Origin of the sequence: Pseudomonas sp. FP2309 (genome assembly GCF_030687575.1) — a bacterium.
Classification (GTDB): domain Bacteria; phylum Pseudomonadota; class Gammaproteobacteria; order Pseudomonadales; family Pseudomonadaceae; genus Aquipseudomonas.
Genome location: NZ_CP117439.1, coordinates 3,415,875 through 3,434,900 on the forward strand (window position 1 = coordinate 3,415,875; position 19,026 = coordinate 3,434,900).

Consider the following 19,026-nt stretch of genomic DNA (forward strand, 5'->3'; position numbering starts at 1 on the left):
CGGCGAAGGGCCCGTGCCCTTCGCCTGCTCATGTGCTGACGCCTGCAGGGCTGTGTAGATGCACATGAATAACAAGATTCCATTAGCCACGCCCGCTGACAACGGGCCAACGAAGAACTTTGAACCATGGCCACTATCCACGTAGACGGCAAAGCGCTCGAAGTCGATGGGGCGGACAACCTGTTACAGGCGTGTCTGTCACTAGGCCTCGACATCCCTTATTTCTGCTGGCACCCCGCGCTCGGTAGCGTCGGTGCCTGTCGCCAGTGTGCGGTCAAGCAATACACCGACGAGAACGACACCCGTGGTCGTATCGTCATGTCCTGCATGACCCCAGCCACCGACAACACCTGGATTTCCATCGACGATGATGAATCCAAGGCGTTCCGCGCCAGCGTTGTCGAATGGCTGATGACCAACCACCCCCACGACTGCCCGGTCTGTGAGGAAGGCGGTCACTGCCACCTGCAAGACATGACGGTGATGACCGGCCACAACGAGCGCCGCTATCGCTTCACCAAGCGCACCCACCAGAACCAGGACCTCGGCCCGTTCATTTCCCACGAAATGAACCGCTGCATCGCCTGCTACCGCTGCGTGCGCTTCTATAAAGACTACGCCGGCGGCACCGACCTGGGCGTCTTCGGCGCCCACGACAACGTGTACTTCGGTCGCGTTGAAGATGGCGTGCTGGAAAGCGAGTTCTCCGGCAACCTCACCGAGGTCTGCCCGACCGGTGTGTTCACCGACAAGACTCACTCCGAGCGCTACAACCGCAAATGGGACATGCAATTCGCGCCAAGCATCTGCCATGGCTGCTCCAGCGGTTGCAACATTTCCCCGGGCGAGCGTTACGGTGAACTGCGTCGTATTGAAAACCGTTTCAACGGTTCGGTTAACCAGTACTTCCTGTGCGACCGTGGCCGTTTCGGCTATGGCTACGTCAACCGCGAAGACCGTCCTCGTCAGCCATTGCTGGCCGACGGCGCCAAGCTGAGCCTGGACCAGGCGCTGGATAAAGCCGCCGACCTGCTGCGCGGCCGCAATATCGTCGGTATCGGTTCGCCCCGCGCCAGCCTCGAAAGCAACTTCGCCCTGCGCGAACTGGTCGGTGCCGAGCACTTCTACAGCGGTATCGAAGCCGGCGAGCTGGAACGCATCCGCCTGGTCCTCCAGGTGCTGAACGACAGCCCGCTGCCCGTGCCGAACATGCGTGACATCGAAGACCACGACGCAATTTTCGTGCTCGGTGAAGACCTGACCCAAACCGCTGCCCGCATCGCCCTGTCGTTGCGCCAGTCGGTCAAAGGCAAGGCCGAAGAAATGGCCGACGCCATGCGCGTACAGCCCTGGCTCGATGCCGCGGTGAAAAACATCGGCCAGCACGCGCTGAACCCGCTGTTTATCGCATCCCTGGCTGAAACCAAGCTCGACGACATCGCCGAAGAATGCGTGCACGCCGCTCCGGATGACCTGGCTCGCCTCGGTTTCGCCGTGGCCCACGCCCTCGACGCCAGCGCGCCTGCCGTCGACGGCCTTGACACTGAAGCCGTCGAACTGGCCCAGCGCATCGCCGACGCCCTGCTGGCGGCCAAGCGTCCGTTGATCATCGCCGGTACCTCGCTGGGTTCCAAGGCGCTGATCGAAGCCGCCGCCAACATTGCCAAGGCCCTGAAGCTGCGCGACAAGAACGGCTCCATCAGCCTGGTCGTACCGGAAGCCAACAGCCTAGGTCTGGCCATGCTCGGTGGCGAGTCCCTCGACGCCGCGCTGCAAGCGGTAACCGACGGCCGTGCCGACGCCATCGTGGTGCTGGAAAACGACCTGTACACCCGCACCGATGCGGCCAAGGTTGACGCCGCTCTCAACGCCGCCAAAGTGCTTATCGTCGCCGACCACCAGAAGACCGCCACCAGCGACCGTGCCCATCTGGTCCTGCCAGCTGCCACCTTCGCCGAAGGCGACGGCACGCTGGTCAGCCAGGAAGGCCGCGCCCAACGCTTCTTCCAGGTGTTCGATCCGAAGTACATGGACGCCAGCATCCTGGTTCACGAAGGCTGGCGCTGGCTGCATGCCCTGCGCGCCACCCTGTTGAACCAGCCGATCGACTGGACCCAGCTCGACCACGTCACCGCCGCCACCGCTGCCAGCGCGCCGCAACTGGCACGTATCGTCGATGCCGCACCGTCCGCCACGTTCCGCATCAAGGGCTTGAAACTGGCCCGCGAACCGCTGCGTTACTCCGGTCGTACCGCCATGCGCGCCGACATCAGCGTGCACGAACCGCGTACCCCACAGGACAACGACACCGCGTTTGCCTTCTCCATGGAAGGTTATTCGGGTTCGGCCGAGCCCCGTCAGCAGGTGCCGTTCGCCTGGTCGCCGGGCTGGAACTCGCCGCAGGCCTGGAACAAGTTCCAGGACGAAGTCGGTGGTCACATCCGCGCCGGCGACCCGGGCACCCGCCTGATCGAAAGCAGCGGTGACTCGCTGAACTGGTTCGCTGCGGTACCGCGTCCATTCAACCCGGCCCAGGGCACCTGGCAGGTGGTGCCGTTCTTCCACCTGTTCGGCAGCGAAGAAACCTCTTCCAAGGCCGCGCCGGTGCAAGAGCGCATCCCCACTGCGTATGTGTCCCTGGCCAAGTCCGAAGCCGACCGCCTGGGCGTCAACGACGGTGCCCTGCTCAGCCTGAACGTGGCCGGCCAGACCTTGCGTCTGCCGCTGCGCATCAATGAAGCGTTGGGTGCCGGTCTGGTTGCACTGCCGAAAGGCCTCGCCGGTATTCCGCCTGCGATCTTTGGCAAAACCGTTGACGGTCTGCAGGAGGCAGCGCAATGACTTGGTTCACGCCGGAAGTAATTGACGTGATCATTTCGGTGGTCAAGGCCATCGTGATCCTGCTGGCCGTGGTCGTGGCGGGCGCCCTGCTCAGCTTCGTCGAACGTCGTCTGCTGGGCTGGTGGCAGGATCGTTACGGTCCGAACCGCGTTGGCCCATTCGGTATGTTCCAGATCGCCGCCGACATGCTGAAAATGTTCTTCAAGGAAGACTGGACCCCGCCGTTTGCCGACAAGGTGATCTTCACCCTGGCACCGGTTGTGGCCATGAGCGCCTTGCTGATCGCCTTCGCGATCATCCCGATCACCCCGACCTGGGGCGTGGCGGACCTGAACATCGGCTTGCTGTTCTTCTTCGCCATGGCCGGTCTGTCGGTCTACGCGGTACTGTTCGCCGGCTGGTCGAGCAACAACAAGTTCGCCCTGCTGGGCAGCTTGCGTGCCTCGGCCCAGACCGTGTCCTACGAAGTGTTCATGGGCCTGGCGCTGATGGGCATCGTGGTGCAGGTCGGCTCGTTCAACATGCGCGATATCGTCGAGTACCAGGCGCAGAACCTGTGGTTCATCATTCCGCAGTTCTTCGGTTTCTGTACCTTCTTCATCGCGGGCGTGGCCGTGACTCACCGTCACCCCTTCGACCAGCCGGAAGCGGAACAGGAACTGGCCGACGGTTACCACATTGAATACGCCGGCATGAAATGGGGCATGTTCTTCGTCGGTGAGTACATCGGCATCATCTTGATCTCGGCCCTGCTGGTCACGCTGTTCTTCGGCGGCTGGCACGGTCCGTTCGGCATCCTGCCGCAGTTGGCGTTCTTCTGGTTCTTCCTGAAGACCGCGTTCTTCATCATGTTGTTTATCCTGCTGCGCGCTTCCATTCCGCGTCCACGATACGACCAGGTGATGGATTTCAGCTGGCGCTTCTGCCTGCCGCTGACCCTGATCAATCTGCTGGTGACTGCTGCCGTTGTGTTGTTGAACACGCCAGCGGGCGCGGTTCAGTGAGGATTTGACCCATGTTCAAATATATTGGCGACATCGTTAAGGGTACCGGTACCCAGTTGCGAAGCCTGGTGATGGTGTTCGGTCACGGCTTTCGCAAACGCGACACCCTGCAATACCCGGAAGAGGCGGTGTACCTGCCGCCGCGCTATCGCGGCCGCATCGTACTGACCCGCGACCCCGACGGCGAAGAGCGTTGCGTAGCCTGCAACCTGTGCGCCGTGGCCTGCCCGGTGGGTTGCATCTCCCTGCAGAAAGCTGAAACCGAAGACGGTCGCTGGTACCCGGACTTCTTCCGCATCAACTTCTCGCGCTGCATTTTCTGCGGCCTCTGCGAGGAAGCTTGCCCGACCACCGCGATCCAGCTCACGCCGGATTTCGAGATGGCCGAGTTCAAACGTCAGGACCTGGTGTACGAGAAAGAAGATCTGCTGATCTCTGGTCCCGGTAAAAACCCTGATTACAACTTCTATCGTGTTGCAGGTATGGCCGTTGCCGGTAAGCCGAAAGGCGCCGCACAAAACGAAGCCGAGCCGATCAACGTGAAGAGCTTGCTGCCTTAAGGAAGAAAGATGGAATTCGCTTTCTATTTCGCGTCGGGTATTGCAGTGGTGTCCACGCTTCGCGTGATCACCAACACCAACCCCGTGCACGCCCTGCTCTACCTGATCATTTCGCTGATCGCCGTGGCCATGACCTTCTTCAGCCTCGGCGCACCGTTCGCCGGTGTCCTGGAAGTGATCGCCTACGCCGGCGCCATCATGGTGCTGTTCGTGTTTGTGGTGATGATGCTCAACCTGGGGCCGGCGTCGGTCGCCCAGGAGCGCGTCTGGCTCAAGCCCGGCATCTGGCTCGGCCCGGTTGTCCTCGCAGCCTTGCTGCTGGGTGAACTGCTGTATGTGCTGTTCGCTCACCAGAGCGGCCAGGCCATCGGGCACACCACCGTCGACGCGAAGGCCGTGGGCATCAGCCTGTTCGGCCCGTACCTGCTGGTGGTCGAACTGGCTTCGATGCTGCTGCTCGCGGCAGCCATCACCGCCTTCCACTTGGGCCGCAACGAAGCCAAGGAGCAATGACGATGCCTGCTATCCCTTTGGAGCATGGTCTGGCGGTTGCCGGCATCCTGTTCTGCCTTGGCCTGGTCGGCCTAATGGTTCGCCGTAACATTCTGTTCGTGTTGATGAGCCTGGAAATCATGATGAACGCTGCGGCCTTGGCCTTCATCGTGGCCGGTGCGCGTTGGGGCCAGCCGGATGGACAAGTCATGTTCATCCTGGTGATCAGCCTGGCAGCCGCCGAGGCCAGTATTGGCCTGGCGATCCTGCTGCAACTGTATCGTCGCTTCCACACGCTTGATATCGACGCTGCCAGTGAGATGCGCGGATGAACATGATCTTTCTGACTTTCGTATTTCCCCTGATCGGTTTCCTGCTGCTGTCGTTCTCTCGCGGGCGCCTGTCGGAAAATGTCTCTGCCTTGATCGGTGTCGGCTCCATTGGCCTGTCGGCCATCGTTGCCGCCTACGTCATCTGGCAATTCAACGTGGCGCCGCCGGAAGGCGGCCACTACACCCTGGTGCTGTGGCAGTGGATGTCGGTGGAGGGCTTCAAGCCCAACTTCGCCCTCTACGTCGACGGCCTGTCGATCACCATGCTCGGCGTGGTGGTGGGTGTGGGCTTCCTGATCCACTTGTTCGCGTCCTGGTACATGCGCGGTGAAGCGGGCTACTCGCGTTTCTTCTCGTACACCAACCTGTTTATCGCCAGCATGCTGTTCCTGGTGCTGGGCGATAACCTGTTGTTCCTGTACTTCGGCTGGGAAGGCGTGGGCCTGTGCTCGTACCTGTTGATCGGTTTCTACTACAGCAACCGCAACAACGGTAACGCGGCGCTCAAGGCGTTTATCGTCACCCGTATCGGCGACGTGTTCATGGCCATCGGCTTGTTCATCCTGTTCCAACAGGTGGGCACACTGAACATCCAGGAACTGCTGGTGCTGGCACCGCAGAAATTCCAGGTCGGCGACTTCTGGATCACCCTGGCGACCCTAATGCTGCTGGGCGGCGCCGTGGGTAAATCCGCGCAACTGCCGCTGCAAACCTGGCTGGCGGATGCGATGGCCGGTCCTACCCCGGTATCGGCACTTATCCACGCCGCCACCATGGTGACCGCCGGCGTCTACCTGATTGCCCGTACCCACGGCCTGTTCACCCTGGCGCCGGACGTCCTGCACCTGGTAGGCGTCGTGGGCGGTGTGACCCTGGTACTGGCCGGCTTCGCCGCGCTGGTGCAGACCGACATCAAGCGCATCCTCGCCTACTCGACCATGAGCCAGATCGGCTACATGTTCCTGGCGCTGGGCGTTGGCGCCTGGGACGCAGCGATTTTCCACCTGATGACCCACGCCTTCTTCAAGGCCCTGCTGTTCCTTGCCTCCGGTGCGGTGATCGTCGCCTGCCACCACGAGCAGAACATCTTCAAGATGGGTGGTCTGTGGAAAAAACTGCCGTTGGCCTACGCCAGCTTCATCGTCGGTGGTGCGGCCCTGGCTGCCCTGCCGCTGGTGACCGCCGGTTTCTACTCGAAAGACGAAATCCTCTGGGAAGCCTTCGCCAGCGGTAACCAGAACCTGCTGTATGCAGGCCTGGTGGGTGCGTTCATGACCTCGCTGTACACCTTCCGCCTGATCTTCATCACCTTCCACGGTGAAGCCAAGACCGAAGCGCACGCAGGCCACGGCGTCTCCCACTGGTTGCCCCTGTCGGTGCTGATCGTGCTGTCGACCTTCATCGGCGCGATGATCACCCCGCCACTGGCCGGTGTACTGCCGGAAAGCGCTGGTCACGCGGGTGGCGCCGCCAAGCACAGCCTGGAAATCGCCTCGGGCGCCATTGCCATTGCCGGTATCTTGCTGGCAGCCCTGTTGTTCCTCGGCAAGCGTCGCTTTGTGACCGCCGTGGCCAACAGTGGCATTGGCCGCTTCCTGTCGGCCTGGTGGTTCGCCGCCTGGGGCTTCGACTGGCTCTACGACAAACTGTTCGTCAAGCCTTACCTCGCCATCAGCCACGTACTGCGCAAAGACCCGCTCGACCAGACCATCGGTCTGATCCCGCGCGCCGCCAAAGGCGGTCACACCGCCCTGAGCCGCAGCGAGACGGGCCAATTGCGTTGGTATGCAGCTTCCATGGCGGCCGGTGCCGTGCTGGTGATCGGCGCCATCGTAGTGGTAGCGGTCTGATATGAACTTTGCGAACTTGCGAAAGGAAACGAGCCTGTCATGATTCTGCCCTGGCTAATCCTGATCCCCTTTATCGGCGGCCTGCTCTGCTGGATGGGTGAACGCTTCGGCGCCACCCTCCCCCGCTGGATTGCGTTGCTGACCATGTCCCTGGAACTCGCGCTCGGCCTCTGGCTGTGGGCCCATGGTGACTACTCATTCGCTCCGGCACCGGGCGTTGATCCGACCTTCGCGCTTGAATTCAAGCACGTGTGGATCCAGCGCTTCGGCATCAACGTGCACCTGGCCCTCGACGGCCTGTCGCTGTTGATGATCCTGCTGACCGGCCTGCTGGGTATCCTCTCGGTACTCTGCTCCTGGAAAGAGATCCAGCGTCACGTGGGTTTCTTCCACCTGAACCTGATGTGGATCCTGGGCGGTGTTGTCGGCGTGTTCCTCGCCCTCGACCTGTTCATGTTCTTCTTCTTCTGGGAAATGATGCTGGTGCCGATGTACTTCCTCATCGCGCTCTGGGGTCACAGTTCTTCGGACGGCAAGAAAACCCGGATCTACGCGGCGACCAAGTTCTTCATCTTCACCCAGGCTTCCGGCCTGATCATGTTGGTGGCGATCCTCGGTCTGGTACTGGTCAACTTCAACACCACCGGCGTGATTACGTTCAACTACGCCGACCTGTTGAAAACCAAGATGTCCCTGACCACCGAGTACATCCTGATGCTGGGCTTCTTCATCGCCTTCGCGGTGAAGCTGCCGGTGGTGCCGTTCCACTCCTGGCTGCCTGACGCGCACGCCCAGGCACCGACCGCAGGTTCCGTCGACCTGGCCGGTATCCTGTTGAAGACTGCGGCCTACGGCCTGCTGCGTTTCGCACTGCCGCTGTTCCCGAACGCCTCGGCCGAGTTCGCGCCGATCGCCATGACCCTGGGTCTGATCGGGATCTTCTACGGTGCGTTCCTGGCCTTCGCCCAAACCGACATCAAGCGTCTGATCGCCTTCTCGTCCGTTTCCCACATGGGTTTCGTACTGATCGGTATCTACTCCGGCAGCCAGCTGGCGTTGCAAGGCGCGGTGATCCAGATGCTGGCCCACGGTGTGTCGGCGGCTGCGCTGTTTATCCTCAGCGGCCAGTTGTACGAGCGCCTGCACACCCGTGACATGCGTGAAATGGGTGGCGTGTGGTCGCGCATCGCTTACCTGCCGGCGATCAGCCTGTTCTTCGCCGCTGCGTCCCTGGGCTTGCCGGGTACCGGTAACTTCATCGGCGAATTCCTGATCCTGATGGGTGCCTTCGTGCAAACGCCGTGGATCAGCGCCATCGCCACCTCCGGCCTGGTGTTCGGTTCGGTTTACTCGCTGATCATGATCCACCGCGCCTACTTCGGCCCGGCCAAGTCCGACGCTGTCCTCAAGGGGATGGATGCTCGCGAACTGATCATGGTGCTCGGCCTGGCGGTATTGCTGATCTACATCGGCGTATACCCGCAGCCGTTCCTGGACACTTCTGCCGCAACGATGCATGGCGTGCAGCAGTGGTTCGGCACCGCCTTCTCTCAACTCGCTTCGGCCCGGTAAGAGCGCTATGGAATTCACGATCCAACACTTTATCGCGCTTGCGCCGCTGCTGATCACCAGCCTCACCATCGTGGTGGTGATGCTGGCGATCGCCTGGCGCCGCAATCACTCGCAAACGTTCCTGCTGTCCTGCGCCGGTTTGAACCTGGCCCTGCTGTCGATCATCCCGGCCCTCAAGGTCGCGCCATTGGCGGTCACGCCGCTGATGATGGTCGATGACTTCGCACTGCTGTACATCGCGCTGATCCTGGTCGCGACCCTGGCCTGTGTCACCCTCGCCCACGCCTACCTCGGCGAAGGCGGCACGGGTTACCCAGGCAACCGCGAAGAGCTGTACCTGCTGATCCTGCTGGCTGCGGCCGGCGGTATCGTGCTGGTCAGCGCGCAGCACCTGGCGGGCCTGTTCATCGGTTTGGAACTGCTGTCGATCCCGACCTACGGTCTGGTGGCCTATGCCTTCTTCAACAAGCGCTCCCTGGAAGCCGGCATCAAGTACATGGTGCTGTCGGCCGCCGGTTCCGCTTTCCTGTTGTTCGGTATGGCGCTGCTCTACGCCGAAGCCGGCAGCCTGAGCTTCACCGGTATCGGTCATGCCCTGGCGACCACCAACAGCCCTGCGCCAATTGCCCAACTGGGCCTGGCCATGATGCTGATCGGCCTGGCGTTCAAGCTGTCGCTGGTGCCGTTCCACCTGTGGACTCCGGACGTGTACGAAGGCGCCCCGGCGCCAGTGGCCGCGTTCCTGGCCACGGCGTCCAAGGTGGCGGTGTTTGCGGTGATGGTGCGACTGTTCCAGATCTCGCCGGCGGCCAACACCGGCGTGCTGAGCAACGTGCTGACCGTGATCGCCATTGCCTCGATCCTGTTCGGTAACCTGCTGGCCCTGACCCAGAACAACCTCAAGCGTCTGCTGGGTTACTCGTCCATCGCCCACTTCGGCTACCTGCTGATCGCCCTGGTGGCGAGCAAAGGCCTGGCCGTGGAAGCCATCGGCGTGTACCTGGTCACCTACGTGATCACCAGCCTCGGCGCGTTTGGTGTGATCACCTTGATGTCCTCGCCTTACAAAGGCCGCGACGCCGACGCCCTGTATGAATACCGCGGCCTGTTCTGGCGGCGTCCGTACCTGACGGCCGTACTTACCGTGATGATGCTGTCCCTGGCCGGTATCCCGCTGACCGCCGGCTTTATCGGCAAGTTCTACATCGTGGCGACCGGTGTCGAAGCACACGAATGGTGGCTGGTGGCTTCGTTGGTACTGGGCAGCGCCATCGGCGTGTTCTACTACCTGCGCGTGATGGTCACCCTGTACCTGATCGAGCCAAACCTGCGCCGTGTGGATGCCGAGCTGCACTGGGAACAAAAGGCGGGCGGCGTAATGCTGCTGGCCATCGCCCTGCTCGCGTTCTTCCTGGGTGTGTACCCACAACCGTTGCTCACCCTGGTGCAGCACGCGGTACTGGGCGTTTGATCGCTTAGGATGCAAGACAACAAAACGGCGCCTTCGGGCGCCGTTTTGCGTTAGTCGCAAGGTACTCTTGTTTCAGCGGCATAAGGCCCGGCCCGCTCAGCCCGCAATCAGGCCTTCAAGCACTGAACGTAGCTGCGGCTGCGTCGGCAAACGAATCCCGAACACCCCCTCCAGCAAGCCCAGCATGTCATCGGCATACTCAATCGTGCGCTTGTCGCTGGGTCGGTCCAGATAATGAATCGCGTACTGGGCGTTGTTCAGGGTATGACGTTTACCCGCCGCCAACCGTGCGACTTTCAACTGCCCCACGAACGGCGAGCCCGGATGCGTGCAGACGTACCAGTTGCCGATTTCGTAGTCGATATCCGCCTGCACCTGCAGGTCGAATACATACAGGCCGCGCCATTCGCCTGCGACCTCGGCCCATAAGGTGTAACTGCCCTCACCCTGATTGAACGTCAGGCGATACGGTTCATGGGCCGTCGCCTGTACCGCCTCGGTATCGAGCCGCAACGGGCTGCTGGGCACCATGCCGCCAAAGCCCACGTCGGTGATGTAGCGCACACCGTCCAGCGTCACCAGGCTCAGGCGATGGGTGCGTGCGGTGCGTGCATCCGGCGGGCCACCCATCACCACGCGCCCGGTGATACCGCGGGCATCGAAGCCCAGATACTGCAACAGCGCGAGGAACATCTGATTCAGCTCATAGCAGTAGCCACCGCGTCCATCGAACAAGACTTTCTGCTCAACGCTGGGCAAGTCGATCTGCACCGGCAAGCGCAGCAAGGTCGACAGGCTTTCAAAGGCGAAGGCGCACACATGGCGCAATTGCAATTCGCACAAGGTTTGCAGGGTGGGGGGTGGCGGCGAATCGTATCCCAGGCGTTGCAGATACAGGCGGCTGTGGCTCAGGCCGGACATCACGTGATCCTCGGGCAGGAAGAATCCATCACTATGCCGCCCTGGCGTGCAGGTTGTCATTTTGAATGAACCTTTTAGAACGCGCCCTCCTCCATTTATAACAACACAGGGAGGCACCATGAGTACCGCAAAAATCTACACCATCCACTACCAACTGCATGGCACGCCCAAGTCGTTTGTAGTGCGTGCCGAAGTGATGAATAACGCTGAAGCGTGGCATTGGGCGGCCGTTGACGCTGACGTTGCCCACGTAAGCCGTATCGGCCGAGTTGGTCATGAGCAAGTGAAAAAGACCACTCGACCGTGGGCCGAGAAGTACGGCATCACCGACGTCCAATGGACACCACCGAAATAAAAAGCCCCGCTCGATAACGCGGGGCTCAACCCTATTTTTTCAAGTCGCCCAACGGATCGTAGGGCGGCTTTTTTTTCGACTCATCGTTGTCTTTTTTATCCAACGGGGCGATAGCCGGGCCGACGGGGTCGACCTGCGGGTCGGCCAGGTCCGGTGAGTCCGGGTCGAACCCCAGTTCATCCTTGCCGCTGGCATGTTCGTTGGAAGGCGGGCCATCAGTACGCTTGGTCATCACGGTCTCCTGTTACAGCGGGCGGGCTTTGTCGTGGAGGTGTTCCAGGTCTTCTTCGACGCGTTCCACGTCATCCTCCGGTCCACGTTCTTTTGGGTCATTCGGGCGCAATGCATCGTTGTCGCGCTCTTCTTCACCGGGCGTGCGGTCGGGGTCGGGCGTACCGGGCGGGGGTTGTTTGTACTCAGGCATGATGTTCACCTCAGAGGGATTGGTGGCCTACACAGGTTTGGATAAAGCCCTGCCAGGCATCGTTCAACTTGATTGCCGCACGGTCGCCCGCGCGTGAGAAGATGCCGCCCTGCCCTATCCCCCTGCCCAGACTAAGGAGATTGCCCCCGGATGTTCGAACTCAAACCCTGCGACCCCGCCACCTATCGTCAACAGACCCGCCGCAGCACCTTGATCGTGGCCGTGCTGTTCCTGGCGCTGGCCATGCTGCTGTCGAGCCTGGCGGTGAGGCTGTTCGGCGAACCCGGTGGCGATAACTTTCGCTTCAATGTGGGCGGTGTGTTCGCTGGCGTGCTGATCACCCTCGCGCTGGTCCGCGGCCCGTTCTGGACCCAGCCGTGGTTCTCGGCAGCGGTGTATGGCTGGCAACTCAAGCGCAGCTTGATGAGCGTGACCAATGTGATGCACAAGGTCACCGAGCGGGTACAGGCGGGCGACCCGACCGCGATGAAGGTGCTGCGTTTCTACCACCTTGGCCTGACGCAGATGCACGCGCTGGATGCCAACTCCAGTGCCCAGGCGCAACTGGTCGACGAAGTGCAAGCCCACGCAGACAACATGCAGAGGCTGGGCATCGAGACCGAGCAAACCCGCCTCGACCCCACCTGGCTGGACGCCTTGAAAAGCGCCTGAGTCAGTCCACGCGAGGACTGGCCCGCCAGCAGAACAGCGCGCTCACGGCAATGGCCGCCCCTGCCACGCCAAACACCAGGGGCGCCGAGGCCACCGGCAATAGCAGCCCCGCGAGCAACGGCCCCAGACCTGCGCCGATATCGCGCCACACCGCATTGGACGCCAGCGCCGACACCCGCATCGAGCCAGGGTTACGCTCGGCCACGAGGGTGGTCACCAACGGCAGCTGCAGCGCGCGCAGCACCAGCACCGCTGCCGCGCCGACAATCACCCAATAGCTGCCGAAGGCGGTCAAGGCCAGGGCACTCAAGAACGAAAACAGCAGTAACATCGAGGTGGCGCCAAAGCGCTGCGCGGCGCGGCCACCCAGCGGGCTCAGGAGCATTTCCGAGACGTAGCGCAGCGCCATCAGGCCACCGGCGATCAGCACCGCATCGCCACCCAGGAGCTTCTGCGCCTGGATCGACAGGCCAAAGATAAACAACCCATCCAACGCCACGCCTTCGATAAACGACCACAGGGCCACGCTGTCGGGAAACCTGAAACGACGTCCAGGGCTGCTGCGCAAGTCATGGCCGGCACTCGGCAACCCCCGCGCCACCCACACGCCCGCCAGGCAACACGCGGCGAGAATCAAAAAGATCGGGCGTGGCCCGGCCCAAAGGGTCAGCCAGCCACCCAACGGCAAGGCCAGCATCGGCCCCCAGGCGATCAGGGCCCTGGAGCGACCGGCGCGACGCGCGGCACCGACGGACTCGGAGGTCGCCAGCACTTGGGTCGAGAGGTTCAACGCCGCAAAACACAGGCCCCATACCAGCCGCAACCCCAACAATGCGGCGAAGCCGGACAAGATGGAGTTGCCCAAGGCGCACAGCATGGCTGCACCGGCGGCGATCATGCAGGTCAGGCGATCACCGTTGCGCGCATAAAAGTTGAGCACATGCCGGTAGCCAAAAATCCGCACCAGCCGGTTCGCCGCCAGCAGCACCCCGGCCTGTGCCAGGGTGATACCAAAGGCCTGGGATTCCATGGGCAGCAGCAGGTAGAGCAACACGTCGCTGGGCAAGCATAAAGCCAGGGTCAGCGCGGCGCGGCGGGAGGTGGTGTCGGCAGTGCGTTGGGCCTGACTGGACATAAATCTGAAACATTCCGAAATACTCAGGTCGCCACGGTAGCCCTCCAGAGCGCTGTATTACAACGGCCCTTCAGGCTTTTTTCGCCCAGGAGCAACAAACGTACAGCACTCGCCGCCTCCGTCGACACAGGGGGCAATGGCCGCCTGAATAAAGGCAGCACAGAATTTTCAGCCGTGGGTCAGCGCCCTGTCGCCGTATCCATATTCGCCAGCGCACTGAGGTCCAGACGCCCCCCGACAGACGGCGGACACCAGTAATACCCCCCGGTGAGCGGCGTGCTGATGCGGTACAACCCATCGACAATACCGTCTTCCAGGCCGCTCATGCGCCGCAGTTGCGCTTCGAACGCATCGAAGGAATGCCCAAACGCGAGGAACGTCAGCCCGGCCTGGCCGTTCTCGGCCCATGGCATGGAGCGGCGCACTACAAAGGCTTCGGGGCTGAAGCTTTCCTGGGCGGTACGTTTGGTGTGGGCGGACTCAGGCGCGTCGTCCAGTTCTTCGTTGTCGCCATGGCGGCGGCCGATGATGTGATCGCGTTCCTGGGCGGGCAACGCGGCGAAGCCATCCAGGTCGTGCTGCCACTGCTGGATCGCGGCGAAGCTGGCGCCGCTGTCGGTGGTCGCCGCTTCAACGGCGGCGTCGTCGTGGGGGTTTTCGGTGCCGTCTTCGTAATCGGTCAGGTCAAAGCCGGTCTTGTAGCGGAACCCCTCAAGTGACTGCACCAGGCGAAACCCTGGGGCCAGCGCCTTTTCGAACGCGCGACTGCGCAACAGCAATTCGCCGCGATCCACCCCGTGCAACCACACCCACAGGGCCTGTTGGGTCGACGGGTTATGGGCCCCCGGACCGCTGATTGCAGGGAAGGCACGCAAGCCGTCGACCTGTGCGCCCAAGGCCGTTACCAGCGGCTCACCGAAACCGACCACCGCCGACGCATCCACACGCTGTACCAACGCGTCCAGCGCAGCGGGCACGGCGGCCGGCGTCTGCACAGCAAAAAACAGATGGCGTGCCTGCAATGGCACCGGTGCGGCAAGAATGCCCGGCTGGTAGCGACTCATGTGAACTCCTTCAAGAAAGGCGCGCAGTCTATCCCGACGAGCGGTGCAGACGCACCTGTGTGTGCGGTAAAGCGCACAAGCCTTGCAAGATTGCCCGTTGTTGGGTGACTCTCTAGTCATGCTTTGTAACTATTCCAGGGGTAGCGACATGACCACCAGCAACCTGCTCGCCCGGCTGTTTCCCAACGCTGTGAGCGAGATTCCCGAGCAATATCGGCTCCAGGCACCGATTGAACAGCGCGAGTACCTGGTAGATGGCCAATTACAAACCTGGAACGGCCCCCTGGCCCAGGTCCAGAGCCCGGTGCAACTGGGTGATCAGCGCGTGGTGATCGGCAGCACGCCGCTGCTGGACGCCGACACCGCCCTCACCGCCCTTGACGCCGCCGTGCGCGCCTACGACCGCGGCCAGGGCGCATGGCCGACGATGCGCGTGGTCGAGCGCATCCAGCACGTCGAAGCGTTTTTGCGGCGTATGCGTGAACAGCGCGACGCCGTGGTCAAGCTGCTGATGTGGGAGATCGGCAAGAACCTCAAGGACTCGCAGAAGGAATTCGACCGTACCTGCGACTACATCACCGACACCATCAACGCCCTCAAGGAACTGGACCGCCGCAGCAGCCGCTTCGAGCTGGAACAGGACACCCTCGGGCAAATCCGCCGCGTGCCGCTGGGTGTTGCGTTGTGCATGGGCCCTTACAACTACCCGCTCAACGAGACGTTTACCACGTTGATCCCGGCGCTGATCATGGGCAACACCGTGGTGTTCAAACCGGCCAAGCTCGGCGTGTTGCTGATCCGCCCCTTGCTGGAGGCGTTCCGCGACAGCTTCCCGGCCGGGGTGATCAACGTGATCTACGGCAGCGGCCGCGAAACCGTCAGCGCGCTGATGGCCAGCGGCAAGATCGATATCTTTGCGTTTATCGGCACCAACAAGGCCGCCAGCGACCTGAAGAAGCTGCACCCAAAACCCCATCGCTTGCGTGCGGCCCTGGGCCTGGATGCAAAAAATCCCGGCATCGTCCTGCCCGAGGTCGACCTGGACAATGCCGTCAGCGAAGCGCTCACCGGCTCGCTGTCATTCAACGGCCAGCGCTGCACGGCGTTGAAAATCCTGTTTGTGCACGAGGACGTAGTCGCCCCTTTCATCGAAAAATTCAACGCCAAATTGGCGACACTCAAGCCCGGCATGCCGTGGGAAGGCGGTGTGTCGCTGACGCCGCTGCCGGAAGTGGGCAAGGTGGATTACCTCAACGGACTGGTGACCGATGCGCTGCAACAGGGCGCCAGGGTGGTGAACACCGATGGCGGCATCAGTCGCGGGTCGTTCTTCTACCCGGCCGTGCTGTACCCGGTTACCCCACAGATGCGCGTGTACCACGAAGAACAGTTCGGCCCAGTGGTGCCGATCGTGCCCTACCGCGACCTGGATACCGTCATCGAGTACGTGCTCGATTCGGACTTCGGTCAGCAACTGAGCCTTTTCGGCACCGACCCCGTGGCGGTCGGGCGACTGGTGGACACCTTCGCCAACCAGGTCGGTCGCATCAATATCAACGCCCAGTGCCAGCGCGGCCCGGACACCTTCCCTTTCAACGGCCGCAAGAACTCGGCCGAAGGCACGCTGTCTGTGCATGACGCCTTGCGTGTGTTCTCGATCCGCACCCTGGTGGCCACCAAGTTCCAGGAAAGCAACAAGGCGCTGGTCAGCGAGATCCTGCGCAACCGCGATTCAAGCTTCCTGACCACCGACTACATCTTCTAGAGGGACGCGAGCAGTTGATTAACCTGCATTTGCCGATGTTCGCCCGGCGCCTGTTGCGCCCGTTGCTCGACCCGTATCGCCGCTATCGCCATGCCAAGCTGATCCACGCCGTGCGCGTGTCCATCGGCTTGTTGGCGACGATCCTGCTGACCACCGGCATCAACCTGCCCCACGGCGAGTGGGCGTCGGTGACCATGCTGATCGTCATCGGCGGTTTGCAGCACCACGGCAACATCGGCAAAAAAGCCGTGGAACGCGCCTACGGCACCCTGATCGGCGCCAGCGTCGGCCTGCTGTTGGTGGTGCAACAAGCGTATTTCGGCCTGCCGTTGCTGACCTACCTGCTGATGTCGGTGGTGTGCGGGTTCTTTTCCTATCACGCCATCGGCAAGGGCGGCTACATCGCGCTGCTGTCGGCGATCACCGTGTTCATCGTTGCCGGGCACGGGGACAATCCCTTGTCGGACGGGTTGTGGCGTACCGTCGATATTCTCATCGGCATCGTGCTGGCCCTGGCGTTCTCCTTCGCCCTGCCGCTATATGCAGTGTACTCGTGGCGCTACAACCTGGCGGGCGCCTTGCGTGACTGCGCCGCCATTTACAGCCGCATCATCAATGGCCAGTCGGTCACCGATGACGAACACCTCAAACTGCTCAACCGCCTCAACGCGGCCATGGTGCAACTGCGCTCGTTGATGCCGTCGGTGTCCAAGGAAGTGCGCATCTCCATGACCGAACTGGACGCCATCCAGCGGCATTTGCGCATGTGCATCAGCACCTTGGAGATCCTTGGCAACACCCGTCCGGACCCGCGTGACGAACAGGCGACCGCGCGCATGCAGATGCTGCTGAAGGCCGAGCACCGGCAGATTCGTGTGCAGTTGGTGGGGATGGCGCGGGCGTTGAAGTCCGGGTTTACCGACAGGCTCGATCGGCAAACCACCCATGCCGTGGAGGGCGAGGGGTTGGCTGCGCCGGTGCAGAGTGCGTTGGATGGGTATCGGTTGTTGACGGTGCAACTGGCGGGGAATGTGGAGGGGATGCGGGGGCGGTTGGCGAAGAGTTCATCGCGCTGGAACATCTGAGGCTGATTAAAACAGGGTGGACCTAGAAAACCTTAATACCCTTGATTTCCAATACCAACATAAAAAGCGACATAGGCAAACTGACCGCGAAACACTCTTCTACCCAACTCCCCCCTGCACGGTTAGGCCGCACGGGCGGCGCGGCGGGCAAGGTTTATAAGGCGCTTGAGGGATAGTTTGAATCTACTGTCAGAAATGACAGTGGCGACGAGCGGTAAAACACCCCTCGCGTTCGGCAAGTAGGGCGCAAAGCTGAGCAATCGGCGACACCGCCTTTTTCTTACATTTTTTTCACGTTTTATTCACATCCCGAGACGTAGTGTGAAGCCTCATCCGTTACAAACGTTGCACATCAAGCCCGCCGCCCCAGCGGGCTTTTTTTTGGCTGACATTTAAGGTTCAGCGCGCCAGCTTGCTGACAGGAGCCAAGGCCTGTTCACGAATGGACCGTTGGGTCTCGAGCACCCTGGCCAGGGCGGTTTGCGCCTCGGGGCTTTGCTGGGGCACGCGAATCGCGGCCGAGACCAGCGTGATCAGCTTGGCCATCACCTCGGCGTCAGTGGCCGGGCGGCCCAGGCTCATGGAGTTCATCAGCAGGCGCAGTTCGGTGCCGGCCATTACGCCGGAAATCGCCTTGAGGGCAAATTGCAGGCGCACCCCCAGTTCGTTGCGTGGCAGTTCCGGCAGGGCCAGGGCGAAGGCTTCGAAGAAACGCTGGAATACCGGCTGGTAATGCACCTTGAGGTATTCCTGAATAAACGGCGAGGTGTCGCTGTACACCCGTCCGAGGAAACGGATGAACGAGCGCCCTTCCCCGCTTGCCGGATCGCTGCGTTCCAGGCCCATGGCCGGGGCGAACAGCACGCCCAGCAGCGTGTCGCAGTCCAGCGGGCCATCGGCCTCGGCTTCGCAGCGCGCGAGCAGCTCCAGACGCTGCTCGTTGAGCGGCTCCAGACGCTGCATCAGCAGGGTTTTCATCAGGGAATCCTTGTCCCCGAAGTGGTAGTTCACGGCGGCCAGGTTGACCTGGGCGCGTTCGGTAATCTGACGTAACAACACGGCGTCGTAGCCGTATTTGATGAAAAGAGCCTCTGTCGCATCCAGCAAGCGAGTCTTGGTAACGTTTGGAGCGCTGAGTTTCTTCGCGGCCATATGGGTTCCACGGCGGAAATATTGTTTTAAAAAATAATTTGATTTTTTATACCGGTGCAGCCCTGTGAAAGCAAGTAGTGACACTGCGCCATACTATTAAAAGTCCGTGTATTCGGGCCCGCCAAGGCGGTTCGCTGCTGTTGTGCGCCGCTCGATGCAGCGTTTCATGGAAGCGTTTCAAAAGGTAAAAACGCTCTACATCCATGGCTGGCGAAGCGCTGGGAACACGGTTAGTATTCAAACAATATTTTAAAAACAAGAAATAAAACCAGTCCGTAACGTGTGCCCGCCAGCTCGCTAACTTGTTACAAGGTTTTACCGCGAGCATGGG

General features: G+C 61.6%; 18 protein-coding genes. 12 read left to right on the top strand and 6 right to left on the bottom strand.

What is annotated here, in order from left to right; genetic code table 11:
• Nucleotides 1-126 precede the first annotated feature (126 nt).
• Genes nuoG through nuoN form a run of 8 tightly spaced genes read left to right on the top strand, consistent with a single transcriptional unit; the run spans nucleotide 127 to nucleotide 10,122 of the window.
• Complete coding sequence (gene nuoG, locus PSH59_RS15555) at nucleotides 127-2,841, top strand: NADH-quinone oxidoreductase subunit NuoG (protein WP_305393108.1); 2,715 nt, start codon at nucleotides 127-129, stop codon at nucleotides 2,839-2,841.
• Entirely contained in the window at nucleotides 2,838-3,845 is a 1,008-nt protein-coding gene (gene nuoH / locus PSH59_RS15560; protein ID WP_017137518.1) for an NADH-quinone oxidoreductase subunit NuoH, read from the top strand. The genes nuoG and nuoH overlap by 4 nt, the downstream gene beginning before the upstream one ends.
• A gap of 11 nt (nucleotides 3,846-3,856) precedes the next feature.
• The gene (gene nuoI / locus PSH59_RS15565; RefSeq protein ID WP_003174725.1) at nucleotides 3,857-4,405 is read left to right on the top strand and encodes an NADH-quinone oxidoreductase subunit NuoI; all 549 of its coding nucleotides are present in this window, start codon (nucleotides 3,857-3,859) and stop codon (nucleotides 4,403-4,405) included.
• A 9-nt stretch (nucleotides 4,406-4,414) separates the two neighbouring features.
• On the top strand, nucleotides 4,415-4,918 hold the full coding sequence (nuoJ, locus tag PSH59_RS15570) for an NADH-quinone oxidoreductase subunit J (protein WP_003174726.1): 504 nt from the start codon (nucleotides 4,415-4,417) through the stop codon (nucleotides 4,916-4,918).
• Between the two features lie 2 nt (nucleotides 4,919-4,920).
• On the top strand, nucleotides 4,921-5,229 hold the full coding sequence (gene nuoK / locus PSH59_RS15575; RefSeq protein WP_003174727.1) for an NADH-quinone oxidoreductase subunit NuoK: 309 nt from the start codon (nucleotides 4,921-4,923) through the stop codon (nucleotides 5,227-5,229).
• Nucleotides 5,226-7,079 (top strand): NADH-quinone oxidoreductase subunit L, encoded by a 1,854-nt coding sequence (nuoL, locus tag PSH59_RS15580; RefSeq protein ID WP_305393109.1) that lies wholly within the window; start codon nucleotides 5,226-5,228, stop codon nucleotides 7,077-7,079. The genes nuoK and nuoL overlap by 4 nt, the downstream gene beginning before the upstream one ends.
• 39 nt (nucleotides 7,080-7,118) lie before the next feature.
• Nucleotides 7,119-8,651 (top strand): NADH-quinone oxidoreductase subunit M, encoded by a 1,533-nt coding sequence (nuoM, locus tag PSH59_RS15585; RefSeq protein WP_248079507.1) that lies wholly within the window; start codon nucleotides 7,119-7,121, stop codon nucleotides 8,649-8,651.
• Between the two features lie 7 nt (nucleotides 8,652-8,658).
• Nucleotides 8,659-10,122, top strand: a complete 1,464-nt coding sequence (gene nuoN, locus PSH59_RS15590) for an NADH-quinone oxidoreductase subunit NuoN (protein WP_017527173.1) — start codon at nucleotides 8,659-8,661, stop codon at nucleotides 10,120-10,122.
• Nucleotides 10,123-10,218: 96 nt separating this feature from the next.
• Here nuoN and PSH59_RS15595 read toward each other — a convergent pair whose 3' ends face one another.
• A complete protein-coding gene (locus PSH59_RS15595; RefSeq protein ID WP_305393110.1) occupies nucleotides 10,219-11,043 on the bottom strand; it encodes an arylamine N-acetyltransferase in 825 nt (274 codons plus the stop codon).
• Between the two features lie 118 nt (nucleotides 11,044-11,161).
• Here PSH59_RS15595 and PSH59_RS15600 point away from each other — a divergent pair, with 118 nt between their 5' ends.
• Nucleotides 11,162-11,398, top strand: a complete 237-nt coding sequence (locus PSH59_RS15600; RefSeq protein WP_248079511.1) for a DUF6555 family protein — start codon at nucleotides 11,162-11,164, stop codon at nucleotides 11,396-11,398.
• A gap of 31 nt (nucleotides 11,399-11,429) precedes the next feature.
• Here PSH59_RS15600 and PSH59_RS15605 read toward each other — a convergent pair whose 3' ends face one another.
• Nucleotides 11,430-11,630 carry a DUF6021 family protein gene (locus PSH59_RS15605; RefSeq protein WP_305393111.1) on the bottom strand — a complete coding sequence of 67 codons (201 nt, stop codon included), beginning with the start codon at nucleotides 11,628-11,630 and terminating at the stop codon, nucleotides 11,430-11,432.
• Between the two features lie 12 nt (nucleotides 11,631-11,642).
• Nucleotides 11,643-11,822: a hypothetical protein gene (locus tag PSH59_RS15610; RefSeq protein WP_305393112.1), complete on the bottom strand. Its 180-nt coding sequence runs from the start codon at nucleotides 11,820-11,822 to the stop codon at nucleotides 11,643-11,645.
• A 150-nt stretch (nucleotides 11,823-11,972) separates the two neighbouring features.
• Between PSH59_RS15610 and PSH59_RS15615 the strand changes: the two genes are divergently transcribed.
• Nucleotides 11,973-12,494: a DUF3087 family protein gene (locus PSH59_RS15615; RefSeq protein ID WP_305393113.1), complete on the top strand. Its 522-nt coding sequence runs from the start codon at nucleotides 11,973-11,975 to the stop codon at nucleotides 12,492-12,494.
• 1 nt (nucleotide 12,495) lies between these two features.
• Here the strand turns inward: PSH59_RS15615 and PSH59_RS15620 are convergent, their stop codons facing one another.
• Both PSH59_RS15620 and PSH59_RS15625 read right to left on the bottom strand, forming a co-directional pair.
• Nucleotides 12,496-13,629 carry an MFS transporter gene (locus PSH59_RS15620; RefSeq protein WP_248079519.1) on the bottom strand — a complete coding sequence of 378 codons (1,134 nt, stop codon included), beginning with the start codon at nucleotides 13,627-13,629 and terminating at the stop codon, nucleotides 12,496-12,498.
• A gap of 179 nt (nucleotides 13,630-13,808) precedes the next feature.
• Nucleotides 13,809-14,693: a Dyp-type peroxidase gene (locus tag PSH59_RS15625; RefSeq protein WP_305393114.1), complete on the bottom strand. Its 885-nt coding sequence runs from the start codon at nucleotides 14,691-14,693 to the stop codon at nucleotides 13,809-13,811.
• Nucleotides 14,694-14,841: 148 nt separating this feature from the next.
• On the opposite strand from PSH59_RS15625, the gene PSH59_RS15630 reads away from it, so the two are divergent.
• Together PSH59_RS15630 and PSH59_RS15635 are read left to right on the top strand one after the other, a co-directional pair.
• On the top strand, nucleotides 14,842-16,458 hold the full coding sequence (locus PSH59_RS15630) for an NADP-dependent glyceraldehyde-3-phosphate dehydrogenase (protein ID WP_305393115.1): 1,617 nt from the start codon (nucleotides 14,842-14,844) through the stop codon (nucleotides 16,456-16,458).
• A 23-nt stretch (nucleotides 16,459-16,481) separates the two neighbouring features.
• Entirely contained in the window at nucleotides 16,482-17,543 is a 1,062-nt protein-coding gene (locus tag PSH59_RS15635) for an FUSC family protein (protein WP_305395304.1), read from the top strand.
• Between the two features lie 399 nt (nucleotides 17,544-17,942).
• On the opposite strand, the gene PSH59_RS15640 is transcribed toward PSH59_RS15635, so the two are convergent.
• A complete protein-coding gene (locus PSH59_RS15640) occupies nucleotides 17,943-18,695 on the bottom strand; it encodes a TetR/AcrR family transcriptional regulator (protein WP_305393116.1) in 753 nt (250 codons plus the stop codon).
• Nucleotides 18,696-19,026: the final 331 nt, after the last annotated feature.

What these genes read in the sequence shown, in the direction of transcription:
- nuoG (WP_305393108.1), top strand. Translation starts at nt 127, where the DNA reads ATGGCCACTATCCACGTAGACGGCAAAGCGCTCGAAGTCGATGGGGCG.
- nuoH (WP_017137518.1), top strand. Translation starts at nt 2,838, where the DNA reads ATGACTTGGTTCACGCCGGAAGTAATTGACGTGATCATTTCGGTGGTC.
- nuoI (WP_003174725.1), top strand. Translation starts at nt 3,857, where the DNA reads ATGTTCAAATATATTGGCGACATCGTTAAGGGTACCGGTACCCAGTTG.
- nuoJ (WP_003174726.1), top strand. Translation starts at nt 4,415, where the DNA reads ATGGAATTCGCTTTCTATTTCGCGTCGGGTATTGCAGTGGTGTCCACG.
- nuoK (WP_003174727.1), top strand. Translation starts at nt 4,921, where the DNA reads ATGCCTGCTATCCCTTTGGAGCATGGTCTGGCGGTTGCCGGCATCCTG.
- nuoL (WP_305393109.1), top strand. Translation starts at nt 5,226, where the DNA reads ATGAACATGATCTTTCTGACTTTCGTATTTCCCCTGATCGGTTTCCTG.
- nuoM (WP_248079507.1), top strand. Translation starts at nt 7,119, where the DNA reads ATGATTCTGCCCTGGCTAATCCTGATCCCCTTTATCGGCGGCCTGCTC.
- nuoN (WP_017527173.1), top strand. Translation starts at nt 8,659, where the DNA reads ATGGAATTCACGATCCAACACTTTATCGCGCTTGCGCCGCTGCTGATC.
- PSH59_RS15595 (WP_305393110.1), bottom strand. Translation starts at nt 11,043, where the DNA reads ATGTCCGGCCTGAGCCACAGCCGCCTGTATCTGCAACGCCTGGGATAC.
- PSH59_RS15600 (WP_248079511.1), top strand. Translation starts at nt 11,162, where the DNA reads ATGAGTACCGCAAAAATCTACACCATCCACTACCAACTGCATGGCACG.
- PSH59_RS15605 (WP_305393111.1), bottom strand. Translation starts at nt 11,630, where the DNA reads ATGACCAAGCGTACTGATGGCCCGCCTTCCAACGAACATGCCAGCGGC.
- PSH59_RS15610 (WP_305393112.1), bottom strand. Translation starts at nt 11,822, where the DNA reads ATGCCTGAGTACAAACAACCCCCGCCCGGTACGCCCGACCCCGACCGC.
- PSH59_RS15615 (WP_305393113.1), top strand. Translation starts at nt 11,973, where the DNA reads ATGTTCGAACTCAAACCCTGCGACCCCGCCACCTATCGTCAACAGACC.
- PSH59_RS15620 (WP_248079519.1), bottom strand. Translation starts at nt 13,629, where the DNA reads ATGTCCAGTCAGGCCCAACGCACTGCCGACACCACCTCCCGCCGCGCC.
- PSH59_RS15625 (WP_305393114.1), bottom strand. Translation starts at nt 14,693, where the DNA reads ATGAGTCGCTACCAGCCGGGCATTCTTGCCGCACCGGTGCCATTGCAG.
- PSH59_RS15630 (WP_305393115.1), top strand. Translation starts at nt 14,842, where the DNA reads ATGACCACCAGCAACCTGCTCGCCCGGCTGTTTCCCAACGCTGTGAGC.
- PSH59_RS15640 (WP_305393116.1), bottom strand. Translation starts at nt 18,695, where the DNA reads ATGGCCGCGAAGAAACTCAGCGCTCCAAACGTTACCAAGACTCGCTTG.